Here is a 13475-nt window from a genome sequence, read left to right on the forward strand (position 1 = left end):
GCTCGTGGTTTTACATGGAGCGAGTTTTCAACTCGCGTGGATCATGCTTTCAAATTAATAAGTCAGAATTTCCGGAAGTTAGGGCCTGAGAGTTAGGAGAAGAACTCTTGTTCATATAAAACCACAAGCTGAAAGCTCGCGGCAGCGGAGATCTTTCATTCTGCTTTGGCTCCTGCACAAATCAGAGAGAGATACAAGTTTCGAAAAATCAAAGATCTAAAATCTAGCATCTAAAATCTACAAAAGCAGCAGGAGCAGCAGAAAGAAGTCGGCCAGTTCGGTGCGCAGTAGTTTAAGGGCTTTGCTGATCTGCGTTTCCACTGTCCGCACCGAAAGCTGTAGTTCTTCGGCTATCTCTTTGTTCTTTTTACCATCGAAGCGGTTCATCTCGAAAATTCTGCGGCACTGCTCCGGCAGCTGTTGGATTGCCTCCCCCAGCCGAGCCTCCAGCTCTGCCTGTTCTACCGCATCAGAAGTTTCGGAAATGGGCGACTGGTAGAGGAGGTGCTGTTGGTGGTCCTGGTGCACAGCTGTTTGTTTCAGCAGGTTCAGGCAAGTGTTGTGCACCGACTTGTAGAGGTAAGGTTTAACAGAGGTAATCGCGGGCAATGCCTCACGCTGCTCATACAGCCGCACAAAGACATCCTGCACCACCTCCCGGGCTTTGTCTAAATCGCCCAACAATTTCTGGGCATACAGGCAGAGGGCAGGGTAGTAGGTATGGAATAGCTTTTCAAAAGCAGCCTCTTCTCCAAGCCTGATTTTAATTAGTAATTCCTGTTCTTCCTGCTCCACCTGGTTTCTGCTGTTTGCCTAAAAACTGCTAAAAGCCAAAAATAGCTATCTAAAATATATTCCAGCCTCAAACCATCAGATTAATTCTGGCTATCTGCTTGCCTGCTGCTCCTGTATTGCATAATTTCGCCTCATTATAAGTCCGTTAGGAAGAAGAGCTTTGTAGGGAAATAATCTTAAGCCTATAGTTAGGCTAAGCTTAGGGGACTAAATATGATGCTATACCTCTCTTAGTAAAGCTATCTTAACAAATCAGCAGCTCCTTAACTAAAGAACTAATGAAAATGCTTCTAAACGGGCCATTGAAGTACCTTTTTCAACATTTCTAATTTTTAATTTGACGAAGCTCCTTAAGACTTCGTTTACGTAGTTCAACCTCATTTATCAGAAATTTTCAATGCGATTCAACTTTGCAAAAATGCAAAAGGCATGGCTATTCGTGCTTTTAGGTCTGGTAGCTGGCTGCACAGCGCCAAGGGCGATCATAAACTCGGGCAAAGTAACAGCGCCGGGGCAATTTAAGGCCGGTATCAACTTTGGCGGCAACATTGCTACAGCGCCTATCGGTCAGCTAGGAGATATTACAAAGGCAGCCGTAGACGCCATCCGTAACCGCGACTCCGTTTTCTACGACAGCCAGATTGATGTAGCCTCCAAGGCCATGATGGCGTATGCCTTAGATCCGGTGGGGCCAACGTTTGATTTTTATTTACGCTATGGCCTGGTTGAGCGGGTAGATGTAGGGTACAAATATGCCACGGGTGTGCATGTGTTTGATGCCATGTACCAGTTTATGGGCTCCACAGGCACTATAGATAACCCTGGTGTGGGCAGCGGGAACAGGTGGTACGGTAGCTTTGGTCTGCAATATGCCGGGCAAGGTTCAGGCATACTCGATGCTGTTTTTCTGAAAAGGCTCCAGCCAGTGCTGCAGTTTACAGCCAAACGAAGGGACCTTACCATTCCGCTTATCTTTAGCAAGTCGTTTGGGCCCGAAGAGGAAAAAGGGAATGTCTCGTTTGGTGTAGTCTACAGCCATACCTTTATAAATTACGGTTTCGACCCAAGCGGCGTGTACGAACGAATTGGGCGCGATGCTGTGGAAGTACCGGCTTTTTCGGGCAAGAACAATTTCTCTTCTTTCGGGATGTTCCTGAATGCTAAGTTCGGCTTTAAGTATGTTTACCTGCTTCCGGCGCTGAGCATTTATTACCAGAACTACGGCACCTACCAGGTATTGAACAGCAAAAGTCATAGCTACTCCGGCCTCACGTTTATTCCATCGCTTGGGGTACAGGCTAGCTTTGGGAAGAGAAGGTAGTTGTTAATTTTTCTGGGAGGTGCTTAAAACAGGGCACTCTTACTAGGCGTAGTTTTTAACTACGCCTTTTTTATTAATCAGCAGCAGAGGCAACTTGTGCAGGTGTGTATTTACTCCGCAAAGTTTTCAATCATCAAAAAGAATACAAATACATGTAGTTGAAAAAAACAACCAATAGGAGGTGCCTTCAATCAATCCCTGATTTTGCAGCTCACTGCTAATCAATGCCTAATTTGGAACTATACATTTGCAGAAGTTCTTTATTAAAAACAGATGTATCTTTGCACAAAGTTAAATTCAGTCGAAATGGCAGGCAATAACGTTTTGGCAAGAGAGTTGTATACCTATAAGTAGCAAGACACAAGTTTTGTTAGGTAAGGCTGGCAATTTTTGTCAGAGCGCAAAATTTTGGAAACACTGGCAGCTGCGGTTTTTGCATTACAGCGGCCTAATACTTTAAACCATGATCAAATTCATATTCGTTTCAATCCTCATTGTTTTCTTTATCAGGCTGGTTGCGCCTGTCGTGTTCCGTTGGCTGTTGCAGGCTTTTGTTAAAAAGCAGATGCGCAATGGTACCTTCTTCTACACCAATACGCAGCAGCAGCCCCCACAGAACGGTCACCAAAACGGCCAGGCCAAAGCCGAAGGAAATGTAAAAATCGATTACATACCCGAGAACCAGAACAAGAAGGGTTTTGATGGCGGACAGTATGTAGATTATGAAGAAGTAAAATAAAAATCCTATCTTTCAAGCTCTATTCTGAGGTTTTTGAACGATATGATGGCTTCTATTAACTTTAAGCGCGATGTGTTACCACATGCCATCGCCATTCTTATTTTCTTCATTTTAACGGCTGTTTATTTCTCACCCGTTCTCTTCGACGATAAAAGCGTGGCGCAGCACGATATTCTGCAGTCGAAGGGCGGCTCTAAAGAAATACAGGACTACCGGGCAAGAACCGGCGAAGAAACCCTCTGGACCAACTCCATGTTCGGGGGCATGCCGTCTTACCTCATCAACACGCACTATACCGGAGACCTCTCCGGTTACATCCATAAAATCCTGACGTTCGATATGCCGGCTATGGCCGCCAATATCTTTATTACGCTCCTCTGCGCCTATATTCTGATGGTAATGCTGGGCCTTAATGTGTGGCTGTCGGTGGTCGGGGCTATTGCTTTTGCGTTTACTTCCTATAACATCATCATTCTCGAAGCAGGCCATAACACTAAGTCTCTGACTATTGCTTACATACCGTTGGTGCTGGGTGGCATGCTGTACGCACTACGCCGCAACCTCTGGATCGGGACCGCCATATTTGCGCTTGGCCTTACACTAAACATTCATTTTAACCACCTGCAGATGACCTACTACATGCTGCTGATGGTACTCGTATTTATTGTAGTAGAAATAGTGTATGCCGTTAAAGAAGGAACCATTGTTGACCTGGTAAAGCGCGGATTGGTGTTGGGAGTTGCCACGCTGTTGGCCGTAGGCGTAAACTTTGGCAGGTTATATACTACCGCGGAATATAGCCAGCACAGCATCAGGGGCAAATCGGAGTTATCGGTGGCGAACAGTGGCGACAAAACCTCCAGCGGCCTCGACCGTGAATACGCATTTAACTGGAGCTATGGCGTAAGCGAAACCATGACACTGCTCATTCCGAACTTTTACGGTGGCAGCTCTACCTCCTCCCTCGGCACCGATTCCGAAACCTACCAGGCCTTTACCCGCATGGGCGTGCCACCCGGACAGGCCGCGCAGATTGTGCAACAGGGTATGCCCATGTATTGGGGCGCTCAGCCCATGACCAGCGGGCCTGTGTATGTAGGAGCCATTATCTGTTTTCTGTTTGTGCTGGGGCTGTTCATTGTAAACACCCGCACCCGTGTATGGCTACTGGTAGCTACGCTGCTGTCGTTTATGCTGGCTTGGGGCAAGAACTTCGAAGCTTTCAACTACTTCATGTTCGATTACTTTCCGGGCTACAACAAGTTCAGGGCGGTATCGTCGGCTCTCGTAATAGCTCAGATTACGATGCCATTGCTGGGCATGCTGGCGCTCTACAAAGTATTCCGCGACAAAGGCATAGTGCGCGACCTTGAGAAGAAGGTTTTATATGCAGGAGGCATAACAGCCGGTATCTGTCTGCTGGTATGGCTGCTGGCAGGTTCTTTCGGGTTTGTAGGCACAGTAGACCAGCAACTGCTGCAGGCGCAGTACCCGGTAGATGCCATTCGTGCCGACCGCGAAAGCCTGATGCGCAGCGATGCCTTCCGTTCGTTCCTGTTTGTTGTGCTGGCGGCAGGGCTGCTTTATTTCTATCTGAAAAATAAATTTTCTGCCACACTGGCCATAGCCGGTATTGGTGTGCTGATATTAGTCGACCTTTGGAGCGTAGATAAACGTTACCTGAATGAATCTGATTTCAAAGAGCGCGCCATCGAAAACCACTTTCAGCTAACGCAGGCCGACCGCATGATTTTGCAGGACAAAGATCTGCACTATAGAGTCTTTTACTTGCCGAACCCTTTCAACGATGCCCGTACCTCCTGGCACCATAAATCAGTAGGAGGTTACCACGGAGCCAAAATGCGCCGTTACCAGGATGTAATAGACCGGCACATTTCGCAGAACAACCTCGATGTGCTCCGCATGCTCAACACGCGCTACATTATTACCGGCAACGAGCAGCAACCGGTACAGCGCCTGCCAGGAGCCCTGGGCAACGCTTGGTTTGTGGAGCAGGTAGAGAAAGTGAACAGCCCCGACGAAGAGATTGAAGCCTTAAACGGACTGGATGCAGGCATGACAGCTATTGTAGATGCCTCTAAGTTTGAAGTGCCGGGAACGGAATTTAACACCGAAGGCTCTACCATTAAACTAACCGAATACGAGCCTAATTACTTGAAGTACGAAGCCAGCGCAGCCGAGGCAGGTTTTGTCGTGTTCTCAGAAATTTATTATGCTGATGGCTGGAAGGCTTTTGTAGATGGTAACCCGGTGGAGCATGTAAGAGCCAACTACATCTTGCGTGCCATGCCGGTTCCAGCTGGCAAGCATGTAATAGAGTTCAGGTTCGAGCCAAAATCGTATGAAGTAGGCAATGCCGTATCGCTGATCTCATCGTTTTTACTCTTGATTATTTTAGTTAGCGCTGCCATTTACGGAACCCGGAACAGGCCAGTGGTAAAGCCGGTTGTGCAAAAGGAGATCGTGTAAAGCTTCTGATCTACCCTTGGCACTAAAACAGTCTGAAAGCCTTCTGAAGACCATTTTTATTTGAATAATTGGGTAGTAAATTGCTAAATGGTTTAATTGTTATGTGGTTGATTTAGAAATTTAAGGAAGGCTTAAGAGAGTGAATGAATGCGTTCTATGCTTCATTTATAGCTACCAATGAGTCTAGTAAGCTAAGGGTATACAATTAAAATATGTGCGGTAGACCCTTGGCAAAATTTTGATTAAAATCCTTCTGGAGGCGATTTTCATTAGAATAATTAGATCATTTTCTTTCTGACTGATTTATACTTCCATATAGAAGCCCCAGCAATTGCCGGGGCTCTTTGCTTTCAGGTGAAAAAGGTTTATACTCATGTACCCGATAGGTCTTTACTAGCTCTAGTGTCTACCATCTACAATCCATAATTTAAAGCACCTGAAAAATGGAAGCCCCGCTACAACAGCTACACCACCCATTGCTGCAAGAACAAAACATACAGCTCTGGTTAAAGCGGGAGGACCTGTTGCACCCCACCATTTCCGGTAATAAATGGCGAAAGTTAAAATACAACCTACAGGAAGCAAAGCAGCAGCAGAAAAGCACATTGCTTACATTTGGCGGAGCCTATTCGAACCACATAGCAGCCGTGGCGGCGGCGGGTGAGGAGTTCGGCTTCAGGACCATCGGCATCATCAGGGGCGAAGAGCACCTGCCCCTGAACCCAACGTTGCACCTGGCAACCACCCAAGGCATGGAACTGCAGTATGTATCGCGGGAAGTGTATCGTCAGAAAAGCGAATCTGAATTTTTGAAGGCGCTCGCGTGGCAGTATCAGGAGCCATATATACTGCCGGAAGGCGGCACCAACAACCTGGCTGTAAAAGGGTGTACCGAAATTATAGCTGATATCGAAATAGAATACGACTACCTCTGCTGCGCCAGCGGTACCGGTGGCACGTTGGCTGGAGTTATTGCTGGTTTAGAAGGAGAGAAGCAGGTGCTGGGCTTTCCGTCGCTGAAGGGCGGTGCCTTCCTGCAGCAGGAAATAGAGCAACTCATCCGTAACTACAACGGCAAAACGTACAACAACTGGCAATTATTCACCGACTACCACTTCGGCGGCTATGCTAAAGTAAAGCCGGAACTGCTGGCATTTATGCAGGCCTTTTGGGAGCAGCACCAGGTGCCATTGGAGCCAGTGTACACAGGTAAAATGATGTTTGGTATTTTCAATTTGCTGCAGAAAGGCTTCTTCGCCAGTAGCAGCCGAATTGTGGCGGTGCATACCGGTGGGCTGCAGGGTAACGCCGGTTTCAGGGAGCGGCTGGGGCTACAGGTATGAACTAACAAATGTAGCACAATAGTTGTAGATACAGAAGTAAAACCATAACCAAACCAAATAAATGCCTCTTTTCAGACTGTTTTTAAAGCTGCTGCCTTGGCTTCTCATCGGTACTGTCGGGTTTTACATCTGGGCTAACTTTAAAGATTTCACTTTTTTTGGCAAAACCGATGACAAACCAGAAGTGATCGTGAACCACAACACCATACTTACCACCGTAGAAGAGCTGGGCCGGATGGAACTGGTGCGCTACAATTTTAAAGATGTGGTGGAGTACGAGAAAAATGCCTCGCGCTGGGTGCCTAATTCTAAGGTTGTGCTGATTGTGGCCGGAGAAGCAGTGGGTTGTGTAGACTTTACCAAAATGCGGCCCGAAGATATCCGGTTCCAGGGCGATACGCTGGTGCAGGTAAGTCTTCCCGATCCTGAGATTTGCTACTACAAAATAGATCACTCCAAAACCAAAGTCTTCTCCAAAGAATACACCTACTTTCAGGATGCGGACCTGGTGCAGGAAAGCTATCGTTATGCCGAGAAAAATGTGGAGCAGGCTGCTCTTAACTCGGGTATTTTGCAGCAGACAAAAGTGAATGCCGAAAAGGTACTGAAACCAATTTTGGAGGAAATAACCGGCCGAAAAGTGGTGCTGGTGCCACAGCGAACTATCCAGAATCCACAGGCTGCTCCAAAGAGGTAAACTTTTCGTAGGCTCAGGGCACGCTTAAAAATAAGAAGGTTAAGGAATAACTGCGGCCACTTTTTGCCCTCTTCCGATTAAGAGGTACAAGAGTGCTCCTAAAACAGGTAAAAAGATAATAACAAGGGTCCATACCAGCTTATTAGTCTGGTTCTTAAAATCACTTTTGAGCAGATCTACCAGCGCCCACAGCCAAAGGATAGCCGGTATACCCATAAAAAATAGGATGAGCAGGATCTCAGGCCCACCTATGCCGACAAAAAGAAACGCGTTTAAAAGCATGATATACCGGGTTTAATTATGTTCAATATACTAGAAGACATAAGGTAAGCAAAAAGTCATGATTATTTAGGCACAACACCTTTTTTGTATGCAACAGGTCAGGTCAGTTTTGTTATGCTAAGGCGAAAAGTGTCATCAAGGTTTGTACTAATAAAAGTTACTCCAGCCCTTTCAGCGCATCGTTTACCAGGTCGTTTTCATAGCCTTTGCTCATAAGAAAGTACGCAAGCTTTTGGCGGCGCAGGAAGGGGTTCTTTTCTTTTTCGGTGCTGGCTTTCTTCTCCAGCAGCTGGTGCATGTTCTGTTCGTACTGCTCCGGGTCTATTTCTTTGAGCCCTTGTTTTATGCAGTAGTCGGAGATGCCCTTTGCTTTTAGACCTTGCATGATCTTACGCCTGCCCCACTTTTTGAGGCCGTACTTGCCCCGTACAAAAGCCTGCGCATAGCGTTCCTCATCGAGCAGCTTTTCCTGGCTCAGGCGCACGATCAGTTCCTCCACTTCATCAGGCGTAAGGCCGTAGCTGTAGAGTTTGGTGCGGACTTCCTGCTGAGTGCGTTCCTGGTAGGCACAATAAGCGGCCGCTTTAATAAGGGCCTGTTTGGGTGTGTAGCTTTTCTTTCTGTTCTCGTTTTCCAAATTTTAGGTTGTGTTTGGTCGTTCAAATATAAACAAGCTGCACCAGAATAGAGTTCTGAAGTGTAAACACGCCAATATATACGAGTTTAATCAGGAGAGCTAAGCAGTGTGGCAGCAAAAAGTGAATGGCTATAGCCTGGGCAGTAAACAAATTGACCGGTTTAAGAGTAGAGATTTATCAATTCTGGCAGGATATTTACGGTAGGTCTGTATCTTATTCGCCTTAGTTCCCAAAACCTGAAGTGCATGCGTACGCTTTGCTTAGTTATTTTTGTTTTATGGTTCCCGTTTATTTCTATGGCTGCTATCGTACACGGGCGCGTAACCGACGAGAGCGGGCAAGGGCTGCCTTACGCGAGCATTTACATACGCGAAACCGCCAGCGGCACCGGCACCAACGAAAACGGCGATTTTCAGTTGCAGCTTAGCCCCGGCACCTACACCATCGAGTTTAAGTATGTGGGCTACAAAGCCAGCAGGCAAACCGTAACCCTTACTGAGGAAAAGCAACTACTGAACGTGCAGCTGGAGCCGGAAGTACTGAGCCTGAACGAGGTGGTGGTGCGTGCTGCTGATGAAGACCCGGCTTACCCGATTATGCGCAATGCCATCAGGTTGCGCAAATATCACCTGAACGAAACAAACGCCTGGAGTGCCCGCGTGTACATGAAAACCATGGGCCGCATGGAGAAAGTACCCACTAAAATTCTCGGCGTAAAGCTGGTAGACATCGATACAGGCATTGTGTACCTATCGGAGTCGGTGTCGGAGCTGCATTTTAAAAAGCCGAACAAGATAAACGAGCGTATGATCTCCAGCAGGGTCAGCGGCCAGAAAAAAGGCTTCAGCTTTAACCAGGCTTCGGAAATGAACATCAGCTTTTACGAAAACCTGCTGAAGGTGGAAGGGCTGAACGAGCGCGGTTTTGTGTCGCCGCTGGCCAATAATGCCCTGTTTTACTACCAGTACGAGTACCTGGGAGCCTTTGAAGAAAACGGGCTCACCATCAACAAAATAAAGGTAACGCCACGGCGCAAAAACGATCCTGCCTTTGCAGGCAGCATCTATATTGTAGACGGCACCTGGCGCATCCACAGCACCGACCTGCGGCTGTCTAAAAGCTCTGGCATCGAATTTATAGATTACCTGCGGGTGCGGCAGGTGTATGCGCCGGTGCAGGAGCACGTCTGGATGCCGGTATCGCAACGCTTTACGTTTGAGGCCTCGGGACTTGGCTTTAAAGGCAGTGGCTATGCTACCGGCGTTTATTCAAACTACAAAGTACAGCCAGCTTACAGCAAGCCGCCGGTGCTGGCCGAGGTGCCGCCCGAGCCGGAAGCAGCACCTCTTGCCGATGCCCCACCTGCCAGGCGCCAGCAGAAACCAAAAGTCGTGCTGGTAGAGCCGCAGGTAGCCACTCCGCAGGAGCAGCAACCTATACATGAAGAAGGGCTTTTTAGCAAAGAGGTGCTGTTTGTGGAGCCGGATGCCAACAAGCGCGATGCCGAATATTGGGCAACCGTGAGGCCGGTACCGCTTACACAGGAGGAGCAGCAGGACTACCAAGTAAAAGACAGCCTACAGGTCATAAAAGAGTCGAAGCCTTACCAGGACTCGCTGGACCGGGTGCGCAACGAGTTTTCGTTTGCAAAGCTTTTTTTGCGGGGCTATACCTACTCCAACACGTACCGGCGCATCAGCTATAATTTTGATCCGCTGGTTGCCGTAACCGGTGGGCCCAGCATCCTGCAGTTTAACACGGTGGAGGGGCTGGTGGCGGATGTGCGCATGGCCTACACCAGAACGATGGAAGATCGCCGCCGCTACGAAATAGAGCCGGCCGTGCGCTATGGTTTTTCTAACGAAAAGCTGAATGCCAAGCTCCGGATGAGTTACAGGTTCGACCCGGTGCGCTACAGCAACATCAGCCTGGAAGGTGGCCGCTATGTGCAGGATATCAACAATGTAAATGCTATTTCTCCTTTTGTAAATACACTATACACGCTCCTGGCGCAGCGCAATTACATGAAACTCTACCAGCGCGATTTCGCCGCTCTCAGCTACGGCTCCGAGCTGCTGAACGGGCTGCGCCTGAACATGACCCTGGACTACGCGCACCGCATGCCGCTGCAGAACACCACCGATTTCAGTTTCAGGAAAAGCACCAACGAAGACGGGAGCAGTCGCTTTACCTCTAATGTGCCAATTAACGCCGAAAGAGCCGATGCAGCCTTTACGCCGCACCAGGCGCTTACTGCCGCTTTTAATGTGAGTTATAAGCCAGGCATGCGCTATATTTCGCGTCCCAACCAGAAGATAAACCTGGGCTCTAAGTGGCCGCGATTAAGTTTTGGCTATCGCACAGGCCTTAAAGCGTTGGGTGGCGATGTGCAATACCAGACCGCCGCTTTCCGGGTAAGCGACTACGTGAGCCTGGGGCTGTTCGGGTCCAGCAACTACAGCTTTACGGCCGGTACATTCTGGGGCAAAGAGAACATGCAGCTCATGGACTTTAAGCATTTTAACGGTAACCGCACCATCTTTGCAGGCGTGTACACCGGGTTCCAACTCCTCGATTACTACCGCTACAGCACCGCCAATAAGTACCTGGAGGGGCACTTTGAGCATCATTTCGATGGATTTTTGTTTAACAAAATCCCGCTGTTCCGCAAGCTGAAGTGGCAGGAGGTGGTCAGTTTAAATTACCTGAACACCGTTGCCTCCGGAAATTATGTGGAGATCGGGTTGGGCATAGAACATATCTTTAAAGTAGTGCGCGTCGATTTTGTGACTTCTTTTCAGGAAGGAAGCAAAGCCCGAACTGGTCTAATGATCGGGTTGGGTTTTTAGATTGCTTGTTGCTAATTTTTAGTTGTGGCTTATGCAGGAGGAGCTCTGGGAGTAATGAAATAACAGTCAGTTAACCATTTAACAAGTCAGCAAACATCGAATAACAAGTAGAGGCAGTCAAACCAAAATGCGCTATTGTCGTTAAAAATAGAGAAGAATAAATTTTAACGACATGAACATGATACTGAATATAATAAAAAAAGGAGCGATGGTAGCCTTTGTGGCAGCAATAAGTTTTAGCTGTGGACAGGAAAGACCAATAACAGAGAAGGATACAAGCACGGGTACTGCAGAAGCCATTGTGGAAGGAAACCCATCGGCGGCTAACCTGAACAACCCGCGCCCGGCTCCAATTGGCGATACTTCTAAAACCGGAGAACAGGCTAACAGATTTGGCCAGATGAACCCGAACCAGGACTCAGCAGCCCGTGCTCAGATCGAGTTTGAGAAGCAACGGCAGCTAGAGCAAAATCCGAATCAGAAACCAACAGTTACAACACCTGAGCGCCGTATAGACGGTAGCAGGCAATAGGTCTAATTTCCTATAGAACCCAAAAGGCCTTCCGCTGAAGCAGCGGAAGGCCTTTTGGGTTTTTAGATGTAAGTATAGGGGCAAAATTATTTATACCATGCCATTTAATTTTTTTTATTTGGGCAAAGAATTGATATTCAATATTTTGGATCAAGAAAAGTCTTGAGTCCTGTTACTTGGCATCAGTTATTTTATTACAGCATTAGCGCTGGCAGCAGGAATGACTAAGCCATTGCCATGTTTCTTCCGGCCCTTCAGGTGCAGGTTGTAAATAATAACCGAGACAAAAATGAGCAAATAGGCCATTATTTTAGTAGGTGTGGTTTGTTCATTGTAGAAAATAAAAGCCACTAAAAAATTAATAACCGGGTTAATGTACATCATAATGCCTACCGTGCCGGAGGTAAGTTCTTTAAGGGCGAATAGGTTTAGAAAAAGCGGAAGCACCGTAAAGCCAGCACTCAGAATAGCCACCACACCAAAAAAAGCAGGCGAAAGGGCTACAGCCGCTGTATCAGAAAAATAGAGGTACAGCGGCGCGATAAGAGCAAACGACAGCAGGAGCTGCAAGGTGAGCAGCACGATTTTGTCGTATCCCTTCAGGATGCGTTGCGTGATGAGGTAGAGCGCGTAAGTTAACCCCACCAGCAAGCTGAATAACAGGCTTGTTAAGTCGCCGTTGCCAATCATGGCGCAGCTTATGGCGCTCAACCCGATAGCCAGCCACTGGTTTAGCAGTAGCTTTTCTTTCAGGAGCAGAAAACCCAGCACTGCCGTAAGAATAGGGCACAGGAGGTAAGAAAACGAGCCCGCCTGAATGCTGATGTGATTAACCACATAAATAAAAGCCAGCCAGTTAACCGTAAGCAGAAGCCCGCCTAGCAAGGTATAGAGGGTGAAGGAGCGCTTTTCTTTGGCAGAAGCTGCCATTGCCTGCTGCCACGTAACCAGTAACTCCTTCCGCCTGAAAAGCCCTGAAATGAAGAGCAGAATCAGCACCGAAAAAGCAATGCGGTAAAACAGAATCTGAGCGCTTGAGTAAGCCGCCAGTTCCTTTAAAGGAATCGGAATAAAGCCCCAGATAATGAAGGCAGTAAGGCCGGCTGCATAGTATGATTTAGAGGAATGAGCTTTCATAAATTAAAAAAGAGTACAAAATTACAAGTTGTAACGCTAATAACTTAGTCCGGCTTGCAGATAATTTGGCGTTACCTGGTTTTTTACTGTAAAGATTTTAACATTTCGTTTAAGTTATAACTGATGTTACGCACTAATGCGACCAGTATAAAAATATTATTCCCAAGGCAACTCCAACCAGTCGCTGCCGCTTTAGCCTCAACTAAGAGCACAAATTCCCAGTTCTTGGGTTGAGCGCCTTTGCAGGTTTCCGGTGCCGCAGGCAGCCTGAGCGCGAGCGAAGGCAGGAAAGTTGCAGCAGCGCGATGCCCGAGAACGGGGCCCGCGGCCGTGAGCGCTCGGAGCAAAACAATGGAACATGCAGGGTTAAGGGCACCGAAGAAAACTATTGCAAAGAGTATTAGAACCAACTTAAAGGAGACTGCCTGATAAATGTGCGTAACATCAGTTATAAGTTGAAGAACAGCCGCTGCACCCTCAACTTAACCATTGATCAATTTAACCTCTAATCACCTGTAATTTATTCAGATGAAAACGCCCTTCCGAAGCTTTCTGGAGATTTTAGATACTAGATGTTAGACACTAAGTGCATTCAAGTAAGTTTTGTCGTATAAATAGCTGTTAAAGAAGTCATTCTATGAAGGCTATCGTA

The 13475-nt window shown here is 47.5% G+C and carries 11 protein-coding genes; 7 read left to right on the top strand and 4 right to left on the bottom strand.

Annotated features, from left to right (window positions below; all coding sequences use genetic code 11):
* Positions 1 to 237 precede the first annotated feature (237 nt).
* On the bottom strand, positions 238 to 795 hold the full coding sequence (locus tag FVR03_RS18255) for an RNA polymerase sigma-70 factor (protein WP_147923210.1): 558 nt from the start codon (positions 793 to 795) through the stop codon (positions 238 to 240).
* A 418-nt stretch (positions 796 to 1213) separates the two neighbouring features.
* Here FVR03_RS18255 and FVR03_RS18260 point away from each other — a divergent pair, with 418 nt between their 5' ends.
* The 5 genes from FVR03_RS18260 (at position 1214) to FVR03_RS18280 (ending at position 7385) form a co-directional block, all read left to right on the top strand.
* Positions 1214 to 2116 carry a hypothetical protein gene (locus tag FVR03_RS18260; protein WP_147923211.1) on the top strand — a complete coding sequence of 301 codons (903 nt, stop codon included), beginning with the start codon at positions 1214 to 1216 and terminating at the stop codon, positions 2114 to 2116.
* A 463-nt stretch (positions 2117 to 2579) separates the two neighbouring features.
* Positions 2580 to 2855: a DUF4834 family protein gene (locus FVR03_RS18265; protein WP_147923212.1), complete on the top strand. Its 276-nt coding sequence runs from the start codon at positions 2580 to 2582 to the stop codon at positions 2853 to 2855.
* Positions 2856 to 2897: 42 nt separating this feature from the next.
* Positions 2898 to 5345 (top strand): YfhO family protein, encoded by a 2448-nt coding sequence (locus FVR03_RS18270; protein WP_147923213.1) that lies wholly within the window; start codon positions 2898 to 2900, stop codon positions 5343 to 5345.
* A gap of 443 nt (positions 5346 to 5788) precedes the next feature.
* On the top strand, positions 5789 to 6688 hold the full coding sequence (locus FVR03_RS18275) for a 1-aminocyclopropane-1-carboxylate deaminase/D-cysteine desulfhydrase (RefSeq protein ID WP_147923214.1): 900 nt from the start codon (positions 5789 to 5791) through the stop codon (positions 6686 to 6688).
* Between the two features lie 61 nt (positions 6689 to 6749).
* Positions 6750 to 7385 (top strand): DUF4230 domain-containing protein, encoded by a 636-nt coding sequence (locus tag FVR03_RS18280; protein ID WP_147923215.1) that lies wholly within the window; start codon positions 6750 to 6752, stop codon positions 7383 to 7385.
* A 39-nt stretch (positions 7386 to 7424) separates the two neighbouring features.
* On the opposite strand, the gene FVR03_RS18285 is transcribed toward FVR03_RS18280, so the two are convergent.
* Together FVR03_RS18285 and FVR03_RS18290 are read right to left on the bottom strand one after the other, a co-directional pair.
* Positions 7425 to 7667: a PLDc N-terminal domain-containing protein gene (locus FVR03_RS18285; protein ID WP_147923216.1), complete on the bottom strand. Its 243-nt coding sequence runs from the start codon at positions 7665 to 7667 to the stop codon at positions 7425 to 7427.
* A 157-nt stretch (positions 7668 to 7824) separates the two neighbouring features.
* Entirely contained in the window at positions 7825 to 8304 is a 480-nt protein-coding gene (locus FVR03_RS18290) for a regulatory protein RecX (protein WP_147923217.1), read from the bottom strand.
* A 246-nt stretch (positions 8305 to 8550) separates the two neighbouring features.
* Between FVR03_RS18290 and FVR03_RS18295 the strand changes: the two genes are divergently transcribed.
* Complete coding sequence (locus FVR03_RS18295; RefSeq protein ID WP_147923218.1) at positions 8551 to 11154, top strand: DUF5686 and carboxypeptidase regulatory-like domain-containing protein; 2604 nt, start codon at positions 8551 to 8553, stop codon at positions 11152 to 11154.
* Positions 11155 to 11332: 178 nt separating this feature from the next.
* Entirely contained in the window at positions 11333 to 11686 is a 354-nt protein-coding gene (locus tag FVR03_RS18300) for a hypothetical protein (RefSeq protein WP_255474288.1), read from the top strand.
* A gap of 186 nt (positions 11687 to 11872) precedes the next feature.
* On the opposite strand, the gene FVR03_RS18305 is transcribed toward FVR03_RS18300, so the two are convergent.
* Positions 11873 to 12823 (bottom strand): EamA family transporter, encoded by a 951-nt coding sequence (locus FVR03_RS18305; protein ID WP_147923220.1) that lies wholly within the window; start codon positions 12821 to 12823, stop codon positions 11873 to 11875.
* Positions 12824 to 13475: the final 652 nt, after the last annotated feature.

The organism is Pontibacter qinzhouensis (genome assembly GCF_008017455.1).
Classification (GTDB): Bacteria; Bacteroidota; Bacteroidia; order Cytophagales; family Hymenobacteraceae; genus Pontibacter; species Pontibacter qinzhouensis.